This is a genomic window from Hominenteromicrobium sp. (assembly GCF_046974225.1).
GTDB lineage: Bacteria > Bacillota > Clostridia > Oscillospirales > Acutalibacteraceae > Hominenteromicrobium > Hominenteromicrobium mulieris.
This window is the reverse complement of record NZ_JBKWAE010000001.1, coordinates 219,522-238,068: the sequence shown is the minus strand read 5'-3', so window position 1 is coordinate 238,068 and position 18,547 is coordinate 219,522. Positions and strand designations below refer to the sequence as shown.

The window sequence follows — 18,547 nt, the reverse complement described above, 5'->3', positions numbered from 1 at the left end:
CGGCTAAAATGCGACAAAAATCGCCCGGCAGGTCGTAAACCTACCGGGCGACGATTTGAAGCGTTTTGTTGTTTTCTTACATGGTATAGTTCATACTCATAGCCGGAATATTCCCGTGGCGGGGCAAGGCTTTTTTTAAGCGGTAGAAGTGGATTAGATTATAATGATAGTAAAACAGCATGGCGGCGTCCTCCCGTGGGCCGCCATGCCTTTAACTGCTGGGAATGACAGAAAGAAAGCAGCGGCCTTGATTTCTCAAAACCGCCACCAGTGAATATAAATTAAGCGTGAAAATGGGTCTGCCCAGCAGCGGTTTTTTTCTTTTCTGCCGCTGGGCAGATGTTTTTTCTTTAGATACATGATAAGAGGAATTTTTGAAGATTCCATAAAGATTTGAAAAATGGACGGACATAAAAGACGTCCATTACACTATCGGAAAATCAGCAAGGAAGTTTCATAGTAACCTTTGCGCCGCCGGTTTCTTTTGAATTTTCTAAAATAAGCTGACCATTATGTTGTTCCATAATCGAATTTGTAATATATAGACCCATACCAAAGTGTAACTTTGAATTGCGGCTTTGATCGCCCATATAGAACCGTTCCTGTGCGTGGCATAATGCCTCTTTAGAAAACCCCGTTCCCTCGTCTGTGACTGAAATTTCCACGAAACCGTTGTTACTCTGAACATCCACATAAAGCGTTCCGCCTTGCGGGGAGTAGTCCAGCCCATTACTGATAACATTCATAATAGCACGTTCTATCAGCACCCTATCAAATTTCAGCATTTGAGGGAGTGAAACAGTATTCATTTGCAGCCGGATTTCTTTTGTCCGGCATAGTGATTCCATATAACCGAACAAGTGCTGCATGAACGCTGGCAAGTCTATACTTTCAATATGGAGCTGATAACCAACCGCCGCCCGTGATATATCAATCAGGGTTTGAATATATGACTGCATCTGGCCGGAGCTTTCCACGACGTAACCAGCGTATAATCGTTGCTCATCATCAAGATTTGTTTCTGTGAGTAAATCAGCATTTCCTTGAATAACCGTCAGAGGCGTTTTCAAATCATGGGCAAGCGCGGCGATTTGCTCTTTCTGTGTCTGTTCGGTTTTCCATTGCCGTTCTAACGAAATTTTCAGATTATCTTTCATATCTGAAAAAGATGCAAGGACATCTTCAAACTCTTTGATTTTGGCGTGTCCTACTTCAAAATCAAGGTTTTGCTTTGAAACCTCCGCAGTTGCTTCAAAAAGCGGGGTCAGTTGTGTACGCAGGTTCTTAGCAAATCTGGCGGTCAGTATGATAATGACCAGCAGCGAATTTACAGCCATCAGGATAAACGCAAGCGTGTCAGGAGATGGAAAATATTCCGGTAGCCATGACACTGTAAATTGAGAACCAATATAATACCTTAAAACGCAAAATTCGTTTTCCCGGACAACAAGTGCAAACTGCCTCCCCGTAGCATATTCAATATATTCTCCCTTTGCGTACAGCAGGGCAATTTCTTTTTCATCATCGTCCATATTGCTGTAAAGCTCATTAAAGTTCTTGTCCAGAATTAAGTAGCCGCATCCCTGTGGAATCACAACCTTTGTAATATCCGGGGCAATCGTCAGCGTTGGAATGATCTCTTTTACCTGCAATTCACTTAGATTTGCTCTTGTAGCTAATCCAGCATTTACAGCAAGTCCCTCCAAACCAGAAGGGACAATAATTGCCGCTACCAGCATGACAATGAGGGAGATAGCAAACTGGCGAAACAATATTTTCAATGTAGGTTTCTTTTTCACTCCCATTTATATCCTATCCCCCATACGGTGCTGATCGGACTTATTTTGAAATGCTCCAATTTCGCACGAATATTTTTTATATGCGTTGAGATCGTAGAGTTATCGCCTATTCCATCAAACCCGAAAACGGCTTCATAGATTTGTTCTTTTGTAAAAACCTGTCCCCGGTTTTTCGCAAGGTATTCACAGATTGAATACTCGCTTTTGGTAAGGGGAACCGGCTGTTCTGAAACATACAGTACCTTTGCGGAAAGGTCAAATCTTATATCAGGCTCAAATGAAAGTGTGCTGTGATGCTCCCTTTTTTCTCTGCGTAAATGTGCCGCGACACGGGCGCGAAGCTCCTGAATACGAAAAGGTTTCGTAATATAATCATCCGCACCGATGCCCAATCCAAACAATATATCTTCCTCTAATGTCTTTGCGGTCAGAAAGAGAATCGGGCAGTCTACCATATTCCTGATCTGTTTGCAAAACTCAAACCCGTCTGTGCCAGGCATCATCACATCCAAAAGAATGAGGTCATAGAAATGCAGCTTTTTGATGTCTACATCATCCGCATTTTGACAGACTGTTATCAAATATCCATCTTTCCCCAAACTGTTCTTAATCAATTCCAAGATAGAAACTTCATCGTCAACTACAAGTAAGTGGGTCAAAAAATCACCTCCCGCCCCATTATACCACATTGTCGAGGTTACTCATCATTATTTTTAATGTCAGCTTTCCGATATTCATTGTTGATATTTACAGCTACGGCATTGCTTATATCCACATCCACAATACTGTAAACGTAGCCGAAACTGAAATCTTCCCCCGCCACATTTTTGAAGCGTTTCGATACCTGCCCGATTTCTTCTTGCAGTTCTGACATTTCAAGACATTCATCCGTTATGGTATATGTCAGGCCGTTATATGAAATTTCATCATAGTTTGCGGCGTTCAGCTCATAATACGGCAGAGATTCATTTAACGCCTTATTTTTATCGGCGGTATCGCGGAGCGCACCGCAGGCCGATAAGCATATAAGACTTACAAGCACAATTACCACGGCAAACAGGCACTTTTTATTCACTGTTTTTACCTCCCTCCCAACCATGAAACCAAACCAAACTGGCAATCAGCAGACAAACAGTGCAGCATACAGAAATAATCATACCGCTGAAAAAATCGGTTTTTACCTGTGCATACAGTTGGGGGCTATCCCATGCAAGCACAGTGTAATCCATAGCACGAACGCCCCAGGCCCAGGGAATATATTTCCATGTAGCGTCACCAAGCCCTGTTATCATAAGGGCAGCTATTAAACTCCCTGCAATTCCCAATCCCATAGATGCACCTTTTCCGAAGCTCATTCCCACAAACAAATGAATCAGGTAAATGGGAAGCATGGTAATCAACAATAGAATCCCTGCTTTCAGGTAAAGGCTTGCCGGAGCATCCCTATATAGTGCAGCGAATGTTCCTAACGCTAAAAATGTTGCGCCAAAAGCACAGATCATCAGAAAACCAAGTTTACCAATATACGTTGCCATGCGAGATGGGATTGTTCCCAACAAAAGCTGATAATGCCCGGCCTGATTTTCGATCTGAACAACCAGGCCCACAATAATGCCGATCAGAAACGGGAACGCAACGGCCAGCACTTCCAGATAGGCACTGATTTTGGTTGCCAGTTCCCATCTGGATATATGATAGTAACCCGCAAAAATCGCCGCACATATAATCGGAATCATGCTGTGCATATAGAGCAAAATGCTATGTTTACACTTCTGATATTCTGCTTTCCAGCAGCGAACCACAGATACCATAGTTACCCCACCTCCTTTTTCTCAAACCATCTTGCAGTTAAAAATGACAGCGCCGCAAACCAGGCCAGCGAAATGACCAATACAAGTATAATCATCCAAAATGCCATTGCCGTACTCTGATCTGCAACCGGCTCACCATTAGGCAAAATACCTAACACGGAAATCATAAGATGCGGCACCCAGCTATACGGGCAGATCATCCACAAAGAGGTTGTAGCCGTGAAAATCCCTAAAACGCTTCCAAGTCCGGCATTAAGAATAACCGTGACAAAGATACCAACTTTTTTTGATAACCATAAGCACAGCGGAACTTCCCATAGGCTTGCAATGACAATACAAGCTGTTCCGGCCGCAGCCTGCCAAATTCCGATTGTCAGGGGAATTTCGTTGATAACTAATATTGCAAAACCGCCCAACAGATTTAGCGCCAGGAAAATGAAATTCCCCACACAGGAGTAAATACCGGCCACTCCAATTTTTGCTTTCCAGACTTTGTTCTGCGAAACAGGCAATGAAGCAACGGCACGATATTTTAGTTTGCCATTATCCCGCTGTTCAATCAAGGCACAGGTGAGCGTAAGGAATCCAGGATAAAGCAGGATATACCACCAATTATAAGAATTGAGCTGGAACCAAAGAGGGGCAAAAAAGTTCATAAGCGCAGTTACAAACGGGGCCAGAACGATCAGCGTTTTTGTGAAAGTTCTCTTATGCTTTAGGTTCTCTGCCTGAATATATGCCATCTCCATTTAATATCCCTCCTTACCATTTCTGCGAATAACATCCATAAAGAGTTGTTCCAAATCTTCACCGGCGCGAAGCTCTCCCTCATATCCAAGGACGCCGCCAGCAATGATACCCACATGATCTGCAATCTGCTGGACTTCTGACAGAATATGGCTGGACAAAATAACTGTAATCCCTTTGCAGGGAAAAGAGCGAATTAACTCTCGAAGTTCCTCAATCCCTAAAGGGTCAAGGCCGTTAGTCGGTTCATCCAGAATCAAAAGCTGGGGACTGTTCAGCAATGCAATAGCAATACCAAGCCGCTGCTTCATACCAAGAGAAAACTGCCCGGCCCGTTTCTTGCCGGTATTCGTGAGCTGGACAATTTGCAATACCTCGTTAATTCGTGCATCGTCCAGGCCGAGCAATGTAGTTCTGACTTTGAGATTTTCGTATGCAGTCAGATTTTCGTAAAGCGGGGGCATCTCAATCAAAGCACCGATATGCTCCAGATCATTCCGCTTCCACGGGTGGCCGTCAAACTCGATGCTTCCCGATGTGGGGCGCAAAATGCCGGTGAGCATTTTTAAGATCGTGGATTTGCCAGCCCCATTCGGCCCCAGCAGACCATAAACCGAGTTGCGCCGGATGTTCAGTGACACATTGTTTACCGCCATTTGCCCCTTGAAATTTTTGCAGAGGTCAGTCGTTTTCAAAATCATATCCATATAATCAAGTCCTTTCTTTGATTTTACGGATAGCATACCGGGCAATTTTGAAGATTTCATAAAGATTCCCGAAAACAGAATATGAACAATACACCGTAACCGTGGAGCATATCGCAACAAAGCACCAACCTACGCATTTAGGGCCTTAAAAAGCCCTACCTGATCCGCTATCCGGAGGATGGCCGTCTGGGGCTGAGCAACGACCGCGCTGAGCACAGCATAAAGCCATTTGCGATGGGACGAGGGAACTGATTATTCGCCAATACGCCAGACGGCGCCTGGGCCAGTGCCGTAATGTATAGTCTGATTGAACAACAAGGGAAAACGGTCTGGATCCGTACCGATATCTTTTGTGGGGGTTGCAAAGCGCACCCAAGTTGAGCGAGATGGACACAACATGGGAGGAACACCTCACGCCGTCCACGCACTGGATAAATGCAGGATGTCAAAAGATTAAAGAGAGCTGGCTCGTGCCAGCTCTCTTATACTGTGCGCTGTCAGGTTCTACGGTTACTATCAAAGTGCATTGACGGTTCCTGATTTCTCAAATATTCTGTTTCAGGCAGGTCTTAATGTCATCCTCAGCATTGGTAATAAGCCGCAAGTCGAAGGTGTCCACTAAATACTGAAGCACATTCGGGCTCAAAAATGCCGGCAGGGTAGGGCCTAAATATATGCCTTTAATTCCCAGACTCAATAATGCCAGCAAATCAGCAACAGCCTTTTGTTCGTACCATGATACGATCAACGACAAGGGCAATCCGTTTACATCGGTACCAAAAGCATCTGCTAAACCTGTTGCGATCCGTATGGCAGAATATACATCATTGCATTGCCCGACATCCAAAAGTCTCGGCAGACCCGCTACTTCACCGAAATCCAGTTTGTTAAATCTGTATTTTCCGCATGCGAGCGTTAATATCACGCAGTCTTTCGGGACCATCTTAGCAAACTCTGTATAATAGTTTCGACCGGGTCTTGCTCCGTCACAGCCGCCAATAAGAAAGAAATGTCTGATTTTTCCTGCTTTTACTGCCGCTACGATTTTGTCAGAATCGCTTAATACCGAATGATGCCCGAATCCGACAAGTATCTCGTGGGGCTCCTGATCCTCCGGATAGCCGCCCAATTCTATTGCCTGCTGAATGATTTCACTGAAATCCTTTTCACCGTTTTCTCTTTTCCCAATGTGTTTTACCCCTTCCCAGCCCACTACATTCGTGCTGTAGATTCGGCCTTTATAGCTCTCTCTCGGCCGCATAAGGCAATTCGTCGTCATTAGAATACATCCCGGAAGATCATCAAATTGTTTTTGTTGATCTTGCCACGCACCACCGAAATTCCCGACAAGGTGGGGGTATTTTTTTAATCCCTCATATCCGTGGCACGGCAGCATTTCACCGTGTGTATACACATTGACCCCCGTTCCCTTTGTTTGTTCCAGCAGCATTTCCAAATCCTTCAAATCATGTCCCGAAACAACGATAAAGGGTCCTTTCCTCATATGGATATTGACCCTATGGGGTGCCGGATTTCCGTAAACTGCAGTATTGGCTTCATCCAATTTTTTCATAACCTCAATTGCCGCTTCTCCGGTGCGCATGGTCATTCGGATCAGTTCTTCCACTGTAAGGTTATCGTCTGTGAGAGCTTCCAATGCCTGAATATAAAATTCATCTACCTCATCACTGTAATAGCCCAGTTCTCTTGCCTGATGCCCATAGGCGCTGATACCTTTCAGTCCGTATAAAATGGTTTGTCTCAATGAGCGAATATCCGGGTCAAGGGATTTATCATACATAATTCCCGCGAATTGAGCATCCTTTAGCATTTGTGTTTTTGTTTCGGGAAGATCATAAGTGGCGTATGATGTCTGATTGTGAAGCTCTCCTGTGATTGTTCTCAAATTTTCTTTTATCCGTTGTGATTCGTTCAATAATTCCACGTGTACTTTCGAATCAAAATTAACATTCGTCAGCGTTGTGAAAAGAACATTTTCGATAAACCGTATGATATTTTTATCGATATGCTGTCCCTCATCTTGCAGAACTTTTCCGTAACAGCTGATCCCTTTGATTTGAAAGATCAGCAAATCCTGCAGATTGGCGATTTCTGGTGTCTTTCCGCAAACCCCAAGCTTTGTGCAGCCCTTTCCGTTCGCTGTTTGCTCACATTGATAGCAAAATATTTCGTATCCTAAATCCATATTATTCATATGCTGACCATCCTTATCTTTCGTTTTTATAGTTAAAGTATCGGTCAGGAAACGAAAAATATACTTGGTATGAGAGACCTTACTAATTTGCTTATGTGTGATAAAGAAGTAATAGAAGTGTAAAAATTTTTGCCTTTCCTATCCGATACTTGCCTTTGATATCGGATAGGGCGGGCGGTCATTCGGGCAAGTCCACTTTGCCGACGAAAGAATAGTAAATCTCAATATCCTGTCTGCGTGTGCCGTTTTCATCGTAGCTGCACTCATGCACAACGATTTTCTCTACAAACTCACGCAAGAGGGTGTGAGTCAGTTCTTCAAAGTTCATGTGCTTGCGGACAATGTTCATAAACTTTTCTGCGTTTACGGTAGCTTCCTGTGCTTTGAAAGCTCCGCCTGTATTCTGGCAACACGCTCTTTCAATTCCTGCTGTTCGGCTTCACAGTCTGCCGAAAGCTCCGTGAAACGCTCGTCAGAAATGCGACCGCTTACGCTGTCCTCATACAGCCGCTTGAAAATAGCGGAAAGTTCGCTGATACGCTTTTCAGCCGCTTCCAGTTCCTTTTTCCTTGCGGCATTCCTGCGCTTGCCCCCGTCCTCGTTCTGCTCGATTAACAGCTTCATAAAGCGGGCTTCATGCTTCGCCGCATACACCGAGCAGAAGAAGCTTGCCGCAGCAGTCAACAAGATCGGCGCAAATATCAATAACATCTGCCGTAGAATCAACTCGACGGGACACTTCTATCAGGATGATATTGATGAGCTGAAAGAGAAGCTGGATTTGGTATGGCAGTCACTAAAATCAAAGCAATCCGAGGAACTTTGAGCAAGGCTCTCGCGTACATTTCAAACCCCGATAAGACCGAGGACAAGCTGCTGATCTCCACCTACGGGTGCGCATCGGAAACGGCGGCACAAGAGTTTGAATGGACGCGAAGGATAGCCGAGCAAAAAGGAATGAAGCCCGTCAGGATCATAGCCCGTCATGTGATCCAGTCCTTCGATGTCGGTGAGGTAACGCCGGAGCTTGCCCATGAAATCGGCAAGCAGTTTGCTGATGAAATCCTCGGCGGAAAGTACGAATATGTGCTGACCACCCACACGGATAAAAACCATGTGCATAACCACCTGATTTTCAATGCCGTGGACTTCGTTGATCATCACGCCTATAAGAGCTACAAGAAAATCTACTACGATATGCGCGAGGTCAGCGACCGGCTCTGCAAAGAAAATGGGCTTTCCGTGATTCCACCCTCACAGAACAAGGGGATGGGCTACAAGGAATACACCGAAGCCAAACGCGGCACAAGTTGGAAGCAGAAGCTCAAACAGACCATTGACCGGTTTGTCATCGTGGCAAAGGACTACGACGAGTTTTTGAAGCTCATGCAGGAAGCCGGTTATAAGATCAAAACCGGTAAATACATTTCCTTCCGTGCCGAAGGTCAGGAGCGTTTCACCCGCTCCAAAACCATTGGTGAGAACTACACCGAAGAGAGGATCAAGGAACGTAGTAACTATCACTCTCTAAGTCTTATTTTCTTCCGATTCCCGGACTTCTTGGATTCCGAAAATCGGCTTTCTGCGTGAATTCCTTTAAGTAGATGCGGTTGGCCCTGCCCTGTCCCTGACGGCGACGCTCGATGAGGTCGGCTGCTTCCAGCTCTGCAAACAGACGGCAGACCTTTTCGTGGCCGAAGTGCAGTAGCTCCTGCGCCTGACGGATGGTGAAATATTGGTAGACCCGGCCACGCTCGTCTTTCCAGCCGTTTTTCTCGGACAGGGATAGGCGGTCCAGCAGCAGACCGTAGAGCATCTTGGCGTCGGTGGAGACTGGCCGGTATCGCTCATCGGTGAATAGCAACTTGGGTATACGGTAGAACCTGAACTTTTCCGTGTCCGGCGCTGTAAAATATGGGTTCATTGAATTTCTCCTCTCGCTTGAATTTGTCACGCTTTTCAAAGCGTATTTTTGAGGTTAAGGTGTTGCTGGATTGCTTGGGTAGATTTGAATTCAAAAAGCCTTGTGTTTCAGGGCTGTCCGCACCTTAAAAGCGTGACGCTGATGCCCGCTTTCGGCGCTGCCGTTCGGTTGCCTTCAACCGTTTCTGCTTGGCGGCGCAGGCCGGACAATAACGCTGATTCTTTGCCCTCGGTGCAAAAGGCTGATGGCACAGCACACAGCGCTTGCCGCCGGATGGCTTCATTACCTCGGCATATAATCTTTCGTCTGTCGGGAGCACAGCATTCTTGAAGTAGTTGCAGTAGAGGCCGTACTTGCTGATGCTCTGGACGCAGACACAGGGCTCGCCGTCGTCCAGCAGCAGGCAGTTGCCGCCGTCATAGTTGGCGCACAGCTTCCGCAGCAGGGCGTTGACTCTTTTCGCCTGCTGCGGTGTGATTTTGATGACCATTGGAAAAACCTCCTCTCACTTGTTACTAAAATGGGTAGGTGTTTGGTGACCCTCTTCTCCAAAATTTCTGCTATTTAATTTTCAAGGTGCACACGGAAAACCACAGAGCGGCGACAAGCGGTGGAACCAGCTACCGTCCTCTCACTTTTCCTTTGCCGAATTTTCCTGCAAAATTCCCGCACTTTTTCAAAAATTCACCTCTTTCAAGGCACAAGAGAAGAATCTCCTCAATAGATAGCCAGCGAGAAGGCTGATTTTTTAACCCCCTACTAACCAACTGGGAAATCTTTCTCGATTTGTACGAAGTTATTTTTCAAATTTTTCTTAAAGATGCAAAAGAGGCACAGCCAACGGATCAATCCGAAGGCTGTACCTCTGTATTTTGGTATTCTCTTTTCTCCAAATGGTGTTGAGAAAATGATAGGTTTATGGTATAATGCTGTTAATCTTCTGGAAGGAGAACTGTTTGATGACGCCTTTAAGTGAGTTAATACAGGTCATGCGCAAGAAAGCCCTGCTGTCACAGAAAGATTTTGCAAAAGCGCTGAATGTATCCGTTGGAACGATAAACCGTTGGGAAAACGCCAAAACCAAGCCGAATATCACGGCAATGAAAAAAATCAAGGCATTTTGTGAAGAAAACGACATCCCCTTTGATGAAATCGAAGCGGCGTGGATCGCCCAGAAGGAGTAAATGCAATGGCTGATGTAAAGAAAGACCAGGAGCGGGACGAGCTATTCCGCCGTATCTATAAAATCGCCACCGACCTTGTTCACGCAGGCCATGTGGCGGAGTGGGATTTCAAATCTTATGTGCTCGGCACGATGTTCTACCGCTATATTTCCGAGAACTTCGCGGCCTATATCAATGAGGGCGAGCACGCTGCCGGAAATACCGATTTCGACTACGCCAAAATGTCGGACGCCGAGGCGGAGACTGCCCGTGAGGGACTGGTGCAGGAAAAGGGCTTTTTCATTCTGCCCTCGGAGCTGTTCTGCAATGTTCTCGCCCGTGCCGATAAGGATGACAACCTGAACGAGACGCTGGAGCGTGTGTTCAACCACATTGAGAGCAGCGCCGCCAGCGGAGATGCTGAGAATGATTTTGCAGGTCTGTTTGACGATTTCGATGTGAACAGCAAGGCCATCGGCGAGACGATTGCCAAGCGGAATAAAGTCCTGGTAGAGCTGCTGAACGGTGTGGCACAGATGCCGCTGTTCTCCACGGAGGGCAGCAACCCGGACCTGTTCGGCGATGCGTATGAGTATCTGATGGGAATGTACGCCGCCAATGCAGGTAAAAAAGGCGGTCAGTATTTCACTCCCGCCGATGTTTCGGAGCTGCTGGCCCGCCTCGGCACCATCGGCAAAACGAAAATCAATAAGGTCTATGACCCCGCCTGCGGCTCCGGTTCTCTGCTGCTGAAGGTGGAAAAAGTGCTGGGCAAGGATAATATCGAGCGAGGCTTCTACGGTCAGGAGATTGACCTGACCACTTACAACCTCTGCCGCATCAATATGTTCCTGCATAACATCGAGTTCGATAAGTTCAGCATTGTACGGGAGGACACCCTGCTCAGCCCGCAGCACTGGGATGACCAGCCCTTTGAGCTGATCGTCTCCAATCCGCCGTTTTCCGTGCCGTGGGAGGGTGACAAAAATGTGACGCTGATCAACGACCCCCGGTTTGCCCCTGCCGGTGTGCTGGCGCCTGCCTCTAAGGGGGATATGGCGTTTATTATGCACAGCCTTTCGTGGCTGGCGAATAACGGTGCAGCGGCCATCGTTTGCTTCCCCGGCATTATGTACCGTGGCGGGGCCGAACAGAAGATCCGCAAGTATCTGGTGGATAACAACTTTGTGGACGCTATCATTCAGCTGCCCTCCAACCTGTTCTTAAATGTTACAATCTCTGTGGATATTATGCTGCTGAAAAAGAACAAGACGGACAACGCCGTTCTGTTTGTGGATGCCTCCAAGGAGTTTGTGAAGGTTACGAAGAACAACCGGCTTTCCGAGGACAACATCCGGCGCATCGTGTCCGCCGTGGCAGAACGCAAGGATGAGCCGCATTTTGCCCGCCTTGTGCCAAACGACGAAGTTGGCAGCAAGCAGAATAATTACAATCTCTCCGTTTCCACCTATGTGGAGCAGGAGGACACCCGGGAAAAGATTGACATTGTGAAGTTGAATGCAGAAATTGCGGAAATCGTCGCACGGGAACAGAAATTGAGAGAGGAAATTGATAAAATCGTTGCTGAAATTAGCAATGAGCAATGAGCAATTAGTAATTGGAGGGATGATTATGGCTAAGATTGAAAAAGATCGTCCATTGCCTTCACATACGAAATTGGATTATGATGAATGTTACGCCAAAATTGTCTTAGAGAAATTCTTTCCTGATCAATACGAAAATTTGCAGATTTCGGATAAACCGGATTTGCGGGATATCTCTAACAATATTGGGATAGAAGTTACTTCGGCGATTCCGCAAAGTGAGCAAGAAGCGATGGCGCTTGCTTGTGAAATTCCGTACCTTGAAAAAGAAAAACAGGATAAACGAATTGCCTACTTGAAAAAGAAAGGATACAACTATACCCAATATGGAATGACCGGCCCGGGTATGGGCTATGCTTGGACGGGTTTAGACTATCCGGATATAAGAAACACATGGTGCAAATATTTTCTCTCGGCTGTTGAAACAAAAATGAAGAAACTTAATACTGGCGGATATGCATCGATGAAACGATATGATTTATTCGTAAATTCCGAATTGTTCATTGACGACTGGATGCCGGATGAATTGTTAAAAGTCTTAATCACATATAGTCAGCGACCTATTAACTACTCGTTTATCTATTTACTCTCATTAGATGGATTGTTTGTTTTTAATTTAGAAAAACAAACAGTGTCGCCTGTTGAGACAGGTGAAAAACTGTACGGATTGGGTATGCTGGCACGAAAAATGGTGGAAGAAGGTGAAGAAGATGACTAAACTTGATAAATTGATTCAGGAACTTTGCCCCGATGGGGTGAAATATCTACCAATCCCCGAACTGTTCATAACAAGAAATGGATACACACCCTCAAAAGCAAACAGTGAGTTTTGGGAAAACGGCACTATTCCTTGGTTTCGCATGGAGGACATCCGTGAAAACGGAAGAATTTTGACAACAGCGACCCAATATGTTTCTGAAAAAGCTGTCAAAGGAAAGTTATTTCCTGCAGATTCAATTATCATTGCCACTTCTGCCACAATAGGTGAGCACGCATTGATAAAAGTGCCATCTTTGGCAAATCAGAGGTTCACGTATCTGACGCTTAAAGACGAGTTCAAAGATTGCGTTGATATGATGTTTGTTTTCTATTATTGCTTTAGACTCGATGAATATTGCAAGTCGCACTTGAATCAAGGAAATTTTGCCTCTGTTGATATGAAACAGTTTGCAGCGTTTAAGTTCCCCGTCCCGCCCCTGCCGGTGCAGCGTGAAATTGTCCGTATACTGGACAATTTCACAGAACTTACCGAAGGCCTCAACAGGGAACTTGCCGCAGAGCTTACCGCACGGAAGAAACAGTATGCGTATTATAGGGATAAGTTGCTTCATAACGATGCAACCACAGTTTATAAACGATTGGGGGATTTTTGCGATTTGCTTTCTGGATTCCCTTTTGATAGTAGTAAATTCAAAGAAGATGGAATCAGGTTAATGCGTGGCATGAATATTAAGAGGGGCTATTTGGACTTTACGGAGGAGAATAATCGTTATTGGGAAAGCACAGATGGTGTTGAGAAATACCTGCTTAACGATCAGGATATTGTGATTTCTATGGACGGTTCTCTTGTTGGCAGCAGTTACGGAATGGTTTCTAAAAAAGATTTACCATTGCTTCTTGTACAACGTGTTACTCGAATCCGCACTAATCAGGCCAATATCCGATATGTATATCACTATATTGCGAGTGGCCGTTTTACGGAGTATGTGCACAAGAAGAAAACAGCTGGCGCAATTCCGCATATTAGTCTGAAAGATATATCTAATTTTGAAGTACCGCTTCCGTCGCTTGAAATCCAGAAGCGTCTTGTAGAAGTTCTCGACAACTTTGATGCCCTCTGCACCGACCTGAATATCGGTCTGCCTGCGGAGATTGAAGCACGGAAAAAACAGTATGAGTTTTACCGGGATCAACTCTTGACATTCGCCGCACAGGGCGAGACAATTTTGACAGACAGACAGACAGACAGACAGACGAGTATAGTGCCCTGATTCGCCTGTGTCAATATGTTTTTGGGTATGTTTCTATTGAACTTGGAAGCATTGGAAAAGTGTCCATGTGCAAGCGTATTATGAAAGCGGAAACCTCTCCCGACGGAGATGTCCCCTTTTATAAAATTGGAACATTCGGAAAGAAACCGGATGCATACATTTCTCGTGAAAAATTTGAGGAATACCGAAAAGCATATTCTTTCCCTAAAAAGGGGGATGTTCTTATTTCTGCTGCAGGAACGATAGGAAGAACTGTTATTTATGACGGTGAGGATGCTTATTATCAGGATTCAAATATTGTATGGATCGACAATGATGAAAGCGTTGTACTAAACCGCTATTTGTTCTACTGTTACCAGCTTCAACCGTGGGCAGTATCCGAAGGCGGCACGATCGCAAGGCTCTATAACGATAATATTAGCCGAGCTAAAATTAGCGTGCCGTCTATCGAAGAACAAAAGCGCATCATTGCTATACTTGACCGTTTTGACACCCTCTGCATCGACCTTTCATCAGGTTTGCCTGCCGAAATTGAAGCCCGGCAGAAACAATATGAATACTACAGGGACAAGTTGCTGACTTTTACACCGGCAGATTGACCCGGAAGGAGGTAGCCCGTGAGCTATTTCAACATCATTGCCCAGAGCAGTGAAAGCACCGTCGTCACCGAATACAAGCCGCAGTCGAAGCGCTCGGAGGCGTACCAGAGCGAAGCGGACTTGGAAAAGGAGTTTATCCGTCTGCTTTGCGAGCTGGGCTATGAGCGCCTGACCATCCATAAAGAGGCTGACCTGATTGCCAATCTGCGAACGCAGCTGGAAAAGCTGAATAACTATCGCTTTACGGACGGCGAATGGAAGCGTTTCTGGGACGAGGTGCTGGCAAACACAAACTCCGGCATTCTCGAAAAGACCCGCCTGATTCAGGAGGACTATGTGCAGGTGCTCCGCCGGGATAACGGGGAAAGCAAAAATATTCAGCTTATTGACAAGAAGTGCATCCATAATAACAGTTTGCAGGTCATCAACCAGTATGCCATCTCCACAGAGGAGGGGGCAGCTCATGACAATCGCTATGATGTGACGGTATTGGTCAACGGCTTGCCACTCATCCATATCGAGCTGAAGCGCCGGGGCGTTCCCATTCGGGAAGCGTTTAACCAAATCGATCGCTATCAACGAGACAGCTTCTGGGCATCCAGCGGACTGTATGAATTCGTGCAGATCTTCGTGATCTCCAACGGCACGAATACGAAATACTATTCCAATACCACCCGTTTCAATCACATCAAGGACGCCAAAGCGCAGAAAGCCAAGAAGTTCAAAACCAGCAATAGCTTTGAGTTCACTTCGTTCTGGGCAGATGCGAACAACCGCATTATCCCGGACCTTGTAGACTTCACCAAGACCTTTTTCTGCAAGCACACCATTCTGAATATTCTTACCCGTTACTGTGTATTTACGGCGGAAAATATGCTGCTGGTGATGCGGCCATATCAAATCGTCGCCACCGAGCGCATTTTGAACCGCATTGAGATCGCCAACAATTATAAGAAATACGGCACCGTAGCAGGCGGCGGGTACATCTGGCACACCACCGGCAGCGGCAAAACACTAACCTCTTTCAAGACGGCGCAGCTTGCCACGAAACTGGATTACATCGACAAGGTGCTTTTTGTCGTGGACCGCAAGGATCTGGACTATCAAACGATGAAGGAATATGACCGCTTTGAAAAGGGCGCTGCCAACAGCAACACCTCTACAGCGGTGCTGAAGCGTCAGTTGGAAGATGACAACGCCAAGATCATCATTACCACCATCCAGAAGCTGGCAACTTTCATCAAAAAGAACGCCGGACACAGCGTTTTTGATAAGCGAGTTGTTATCATTTTTGATGAGTGCCACCGGAGTCAGTTCGGGGATATGCATCAAGCCATTACGAAGTATTTCAAGAAGTACAACCTCTTTGGCTTTACCGGAACGCCGATCTTTGCGGTCAATGCAGGCGTGAGCAAGAATCCCACACTCCGCACGACAGAGCAGGCTTTTGGCGATCAGCTCCACACCTATACCATTGTGGACGCCATTAACGACAAAAATGTACTGCCCTTCCGGGTGGACTACATCAAAACGATGGATGCCGAGCCGGATATTGACGACAAGGAAGTTTGGGACATCAACCGGGAAAAGGCGTTTCTTGCCCCGGAACGCATCCGACTGGTCACGGATTACATTCTGACGCATTTTGACCAGAAGACCTACCGGGGTGATAAAACCTATACATACAGCGTATTGCAGAATATCGCCGAGGTTGCCTCTGCCGGCAGCAAGCAGCAGATCGAGGAAATCAAGCAGAAGCAGCGGGTCAGCGGGTTCAACTCCATCTTTGCCGTGTCCAGCGTGGATGCTGCAAAGCTCTACTACGCCGAGTTTCAGAGGCAAATGGCGGAAAATCCGCAGAAGCGGCTGAAAGTTGCCGTCATTTACAGCTATGGCGCAAACGAAGAAGAAACGGACGGTATCCTCGACGAGGAAAATCCGGAGGACACCTCTGCACTGGATCAGAACTCCCGTGATTATCTGGATGCTGCCATCTGTGACTATAACCAGATGTTCCACACCAACTATTCCACAGACGGGGACAAATTCCAGAATTACTATAAGGATGTTTCCCTGCGGATGAAGAACAAGGAACTTGACCTGCTGATCGTGGTCAATATGTTCCTGACCGGCTTCGACGCCACGACGCTGAATACGCTGTGGGTGGATAAAAACCTGAAAATGCACGGGCTGATTCAAGCATATTCCCGCACCAACCGGATTCTCAATTCCATCAAGGTGTTCGGCAACATCGTTTGCTTCCGCAATCTGCAAAAGCGTACCGACGATGCAATTTCTCTGTTTGGCGATAAGGAAGCGGGCGGTATCGTCCTGATGCGTGGCTATAAGGATTACTACTTTGGCTACGAGGATGCCGACGGAAAATATCACCCAGGCTACCAGGATATGATTGAGGAATTGACAACGAAATTCCCGCTGACAGAGGAACGCATTACCGGCGAACAGCGGCAGAAGGAGTTTATCGTTTTGTTCGGTGCGATTCTGCGTATGCGCAACCTGCTGACTTCGTTCGACGAGTTTGCCGGAAGCGAAATTTTGAGCGAGCGGGATTTTCAGGATTATCTTGGCCGCTATCAGGACTTACGGGATGAGTGGAAAAGCCGCAAGCCCGGTGGCGAAAAAGAGGACATCACCGATGACATCGTTTTTGAAATCGAGCTAATCAAGCAGATTGAGATCAATATTGACTACATCCTGCTTCTGGTACAGAAATACCACGATTCACACTGCGACGATAAAGAAATTCTCATTACGATCCAGAAGGCAGTAGATGCAAGCCCAGAACTACGTAGCAAGAAGGCACTGATCGAAACCTTCATTGCTGGAATCAACGATGTATCAGATGTGATGCTGGAATGGCGCACCTTTGTCGCCGAAGAAAAAGAACGGCAGCTTGTTGCAATCATTCAGGAGGAAAACCTGAAAGACGATGAGACTCGCCGCTTTATGGAGAGCTCTTTCCGTGACGGCTCTGTCAAAACGACAGGCACGGATATTGACCGGCTGATGCCGCCGATCTCCCGCTTCGGCGGTGGAAACCGTGCAGAGAAGAAGCAGACCATCATTGAAAAGTTGAAGGGTTTCTTCGACCGATTCTTCGGCATCGGGTAAGCAGGTCTTAGGGTGTCCCTAACGAGGCCTTTTGCGTAGCTCGACAGAACGGAGTAAAAAGGCACTGCTCGCTCAGATGGCGCAGTCATCGGGGCGACGCACTGTTTTGCTCCGGAGGAGTACAAACAGTCTGCTCGTTAAGATAATGCAGACGATTTCAGAGCAACGAAAAAGGGGCGCAGCCGGTGCTTACCTGCATCTGACTGCGCCTCTGATTTCTATCAAATTTTGTTGCTGCTCACACGAAAATGACCTCTGCATTTACGATTTCTGTAGCTCGATTGCGGATGTTATTGCTCCGCCTGACCCATTCCAGCGGGTCACTTGCCTTGAGTTTTTCGTTCAAGTTTTCTTTTTCGGACAGTTCCTTCACAAGCGTATCAAACATCGCCTGTGCCCGAGACTCCACCTCAGCAAGATAATCGTTCAGCATCCCGGTGGTCAACAGATTGTAATATCTCACCCGGTGGTGCTCCTTTAGATGTCGCCGGTGTCGCTGCCCCCAAATGCCGATTTGTACGTCGCTTTGATTATCAATCTCGAGATTCGGCAGAAAATAATTGCCCGCCTGTCGGTATGTGCCGCCCAGCTTTTCAAACTCCGTCATTGTGTTTCCCCCAATTCATTCCGTGTATACAACCTTGAACTTCTTGCGCTTTGCACCGATGATTTTCAGCAGCACTTCATCAACAGCGTCGATATATCTGCCCTCTGTGATGAGCCTGCTGCGCAGATCATTCAGGCTCCCAACGAGAAGCCGCCGCTCTGCATCATCCATTGCAAGATGATATTTTTGTTTCATATTCTGTCCTCCTTGTGCTATCATTGTAACGGAGAGACTAGTAAAAATCGAAT

General features: G+C 46.4%; 18 protein-coding genes and 3 pseudogenes. 9 read left to right on the top strand and 12 right to left on the bottom strand.

The annotated features are described in order from the left end of the window. Positions 1 to 440: 440 nt before the first annotated feature. The 6 genes from ACLTX1_RS01190 to ACLTX1_RS01165 are packed head-to-tail and all read right to left on the bottom strand — an operon-like array spanning position 441 to position 5,064. Positions 441 to 1,805 carry a sensor histidine kinase gene (locus ACLTX1_RS01190; RefSeq protein WP_118286031.1) on the bottom strand — a complete coding sequence of 455 codons (1,365 nt, stop codon included), beginning with the start codon at positions 1,803 to 1,805 and terminating at the stop codon, positions 441 to 443. After that, positions 1,796 to 2,458: a response regulator transcription factor gene (locus tag ACLTX1_RS01185; protein WP_055056575.1), complete on the bottom strand. Its 663-nt coding sequence runs from the start codon at positions 2,456 to 2,458 to the stop codon at positions 1,796 to 1,798. Before ACLTX1_RS01185 ends, ACLTX1_RS01190 begins: the two co-directional genes overlap by 10 nt. Positions 2,459 to 2,496: 38 nt before the next feature. Beyond that, positions 2,497 to 2,874: a NisI/SpaI family lantibiotic immunity lipoprotein gene (locus ACLTX1_RS01180; protein WP_025580194.1), complete on the bottom strand. Its 378-nt coding sequence runs from the start codon at positions 2,872 to 2,874 to the stop codon at positions 2,497 to 2,499. Continuing rightward, on the bottom strand, positions 2,867 to 3,610 hold the full coding sequence (locus tag ACLTX1_RS01175; protein WP_025580193.1) for a lantibiotic immunity ABC transporter MutG family permease subunit: 744 nt from the start codon (positions 3,608 to 3,610) through the stop codon (positions 2,867 to 2,869). The genes ACLTX1_RS01180 and ACLTX1_RS01175 overlap by 8 nt, the downstream gene beginning before the upstream one ends. Before the next feature lie 2 nt (positions 3,611 to 3,612). Further along, the gene (locus tag ACLTX1_RS01170) at positions 3,613 to 4,359 is read right to left on the bottom strand and encodes a lantibiotic immunity ABC transporter MutE/EpiE family permease subunit (RefSeq protein ID WP_008705323.1); all 747 of its coding nucleotides are present in this window, start codon (positions 4,357 to 4,359) and stop codon (positions 3,613 to 3,615) included. Further along, positions 4,360 to 5,064, bottom strand: a complete 705-nt coding sequence (locus tag ACLTX1_RS01165) for a lantibiotic protection ABC transporter ATP-binding protein (RefSeq protein ID WP_025580190.1) — start codon at positions 5,062 to 5,064, stop codon at positions 4,360 to 4,362. A 177-nt stretch (positions 5,065 to 5,241) separates the two neighbouring features. Here ACLTX1_RS01165 and ACLTX1_RS01160 point away from each other — a divergent pair. Next, positions 5,242 to 5,412: pseudogene (locus tag ACLTX1_RS01160) on the top strand (IS66 family transposase); the annotation flags it as partial. A 196-nt stretch (positions 5,413 to 5,608) separates the two neighbouring features. Here the strand turns inward: ACLTX1_RS01160 and hcp are convergent. Both hcp and ACLTX1_RS01150 read right to left on the bottom strand, forming a co-directional pair. Next, the gene (gene hcp / locus ACLTX1_RS01155) at positions 5,609 to 7,279 is read right to left on the bottom strand and encodes a hydroxylamine reductase (RefSeq protein ID WP_308449551.1); all 1,671 of its coding nucleotides are present in this window, start codon (positions 7,277 to 7,279) and stop codon (positions 5,609 to 5,611) included. A gap of 178 nt (positions 7,280 to 7,457) precedes the next feature. Then, positions 7,458 to 7,930: pseudogene (locus ACLTX1_RS01150) on the bottom strand (DUF4368 domain-containing protein); the annotation flags it as partial. On the opposite strand from ACLTX1_RS01150, the gene mobC reads away from it, so the two are divergent. Both mobC and ACLTX1_RS01140 read left to right on the top strand, forming a co-directional pair. Further along, on the top strand, positions 7,866 to 8,105 hold the full coding sequence (gene mobC / locus ACLTX1_RS01145; RefSeq protein ID WP_308449550.1) for a plasmid mobilization relaxosome protein MobC: 240 nt from the start codon (positions 7,866 to 7,868) through the stop codon (positions 8,103 to 8,105). The pseudogene ACLTX1_RS01150 and the gene mobC sit on opposite strands and share 65 nt — an antisense overlap. Beyond that, positions 8,066 to 8,791 (top strand): annotated as a pseudogene (locus tag ACLTX1_RS01140) (relaxase/mobilization nuclease domain-containing protein); the annotation flags it as partial. The gene mobC and the pseudogene ACLTX1_RS01140, both read left to right, overlap by 40 nt. Before the next feature lie 22 nt (positions 8,792 to 8,813). Here the strand turns inward: ACLTX1_RS01140 and ACLTX1_RS01135 are convergent. Both ACLTX1_RS01135 and ACLTX1_RS01130 read right to left on the bottom strand, forming a co-directional pair. Continuing rightward, on the bottom strand, positions 8,814 to 9,203 hold the full coding sequence (locus tag ACLTX1_RS01135; protein WP_308449549.1) for a replication initiator protein A: 390 nt from the start codon (positions 9,201 to 9,203) through the stop codon (positions 8,814 to 8,816). 124 nt (positions 9,204 to 9,327) lie between these two features. Then, entirely contained in the window at positions 9,328 to 9,693 is a 366-nt protein-coding gene (locus ACLTX1_RS01130; RefSeq protein ID WP_308449548.1) for a cysteine-rich VLP domain-containing protein, read from the bottom strand. A gap of 469 nt (positions 9,694 to 10,162) precedes the next feature. Between ACLTX1_RS01130 and ACLTX1_RS01125 the strand changes: the two genes are divergently transcribed. Genes ACLTX1_RS01125 through ACLTX1_RS01100 form a run of 6 tightly spaced genes read left to right on the top strand, consistent with a single transcriptional unit; the run spans position 10,163 to position 17,692 of the window. Then, positions 10,163 to 10,387 (top strand): helix-turn-helix transcriptional regulator, encoded by a 225-nt coding sequence (locus ACLTX1_RS01125; protein WP_308449547.1) that lies wholly within the window; start codon positions 10,163 to 10,165, stop codon positions 10,385 to 10,387. A 5-nt stretch (positions 10,388 to 10,392) separates the two neighbouring features. Beyond that, positions 10,393 to 11,973 (top strand): type I restriction-modification system subunit M, encoded by a 1,581-nt coding sequence (locus tag ACLTX1_RS01120; protein ID WP_308449546.1) that lies wholly within the window; start codon positions 10,393 to 10,395, stop codon positions 11,971 to 11,973. Between the two features lie 25 nt (positions 11,974 to 11,998). Beyond that, positions 11,999 to 12,688 (top strand): hypothetical protein, encoded by a 690-nt coding sequence (locus tag ACLTX1_RS01115; protein WP_308449545.1) that lies wholly within the window; start codon positions 11,999 to 12,001, stop codon positions 12,686 to 12,688. Beyond that, positions 12,681 to 13,961 (top strand): restriction endonuclease subunit S, encoded by a 1,281-nt coding sequence (locus ACLTX1_RS01110; protein WP_412267223.1) that lies wholly within the window; start codon positions 12,681 to 12,683, stop codon positions 13,959 to 13,961. The genes ACLTX1_RS01115 and ACLTX1_RS01110 overlap by 8 nt, the downstream gene beginning before the upstream one ends. Continuing rightward, a complete protein-coding gene (locus ACLTX1_RS01105; protein WP_412330374.1) occupies positions 13,892 to 14,560 on the top strand; it encodes a restriction endonuclease subunit S in 669 nt (222 codons plus the stop codon). The genes ACLTX1_RS01110 and ACLTX1_RS01105 overlap by 70 nt, the downstream gene beginning before the upstream one ends. An 18-nt stretch (positions 14,561 to 14,578) precedes the next feature. Beyond that, entirely contained in the window at positions 14,579 to 17,692 is a 3,114-nt protein-coding gene (locus ACLTX1_RS01100) for a type I restriction endonuclease subunit R (protein WP_343285027.1), read from the top strand. Positions 17,693 to 17,930: 238 nt separating this feature from the next. On the opposite strand, the gene ACLTX1_RS01095 is transcribed toward ACLTX1_RS01100, so the two are convergent. Further along, positions 17,931 to 18,299 (bottom strand): TnpV protein, encoded by a 369-nt coding sequence (locus tag ACLTX1_RS01095; protein ID WP_308449542.1) that lies wholly within the window; start codon positions 18,297 to 18,299, stop codon positions 17,931 to 17,933. 15 nt (positions 18,300 to 18,314) lie between these two features. Continuing rightward, complete coding sequence (locus tag ACLTX1_RS01090) at positions 18,315 to 18,494, bottom strand: hypothetical protein (protein WP_308449541.1); 180 nt, start codon at positions 18,492 to 18,494, stop codon at positions 18,315 to 18,317. Positions 18,495 to 18,547: the final 53 nt, after the last annotated feature.

What these genes read in the sequence shown, in the direction of transcription:
- ACLTX1_RS01190 (WP_118286031.1), bottom strand. Translation starts at nt 1,805, where the DNA reads ATGGGAGTGAAAAAGAAACCTACATTGAAAATATTGTTTCGCCAGTTT.
- ACLTX1_RS01175 (WP_025580193.1), bottom strand. Translation starts at nt 3,610, where the DNA reads ATGGTATCTGTGGTTCGCTGCTGGAAAGCAGAATATCAGAAGTGTAAA.
- ACLTX1_RS01170 (WP_008705323.1), bottom strand. Translation starts at nt 4,359, where the DNA reads ATGGAGATGGCATATATTCAGGCAGAGAACCTAAAGCATAAGAGAACT.
- ACLTX1_RS01165 (WP_025580190.1), bottom strand. Translation starts at nt 5,064, where the DNA reads ATGGATATGATTTTGAAAACGACTGACCTCTGCAAAAATTTCAAGGGG.
- hcp (WP_308449551.1), bottom strand. Translation starts at nt 7,279, where the DNA reads ATGAATAATATGGATTTAGGATACGAAATATTTTGCTATCAATGTGAG.
- ACLTX1_RS01135 (WP_308449549.1), bottom strand. Translation starts at nt 9,203, where the DNA reads ATGAACCCATATTTTACAGCGCCGGACACGGAAAAGTTCAGGTTCTAC.
- ACLTX1_RS01130 (WP_308449548.1), bottom strand. Translation starts at nt 9,693, where the DNA reads ATGGTCATCAAAATCACACCGCAGCAGGCGAAAAGAGTCAACGCCCTG.
- ACLTX1_RS01125 (WP_308449547.1), top strand. Translation starts at nt 10,163, where the DNA reads ATGACGCCTTTAAGTGAGTTAATACAGGTCATGCGCAAGAAAGCCCTG.
- ACLTX1_RS01120 (WP_308449546.1), top strand. Translation starts at nt 10,393, where the DNA reads ATGGCTGATGTAAAGAAAGACCAGGAGCGGGACGAGCTATTCCGCCGT.
- ACLTX1_RS01115 (WP_308449545.1), top strand. Translation starts at nt 11,999, where the DNA reads ATGGCTAAGATTGAAAAAGATCGTCCATTGCCTTCACATACGAAATTG.
- ACLTX1_RS01110 (WP_412267223.1), top strand. Translation starts at nt 12,681, where the DNA reads ATGACTAAACTTGATAAATTGATTCAGGAACTTTGCCCCGATGGGGTG.
- ACLTX1_RS01095 (WP_308449542.1), bottom strand. Translation starts at nt 18,299, where the DNA reads ATGACGGAGTTTGAAAAGCTGGGCGGCACATACCGACAGGCGGGCAAT.
- ACLTX1_RS01090 (WP_308449541.1), bottom strand. Translation starts at nt 18,494, where the DNA reads ATGAAACAAAAATATCATCTTGCAATGGATGATGCAGAGCGGCGGCTT.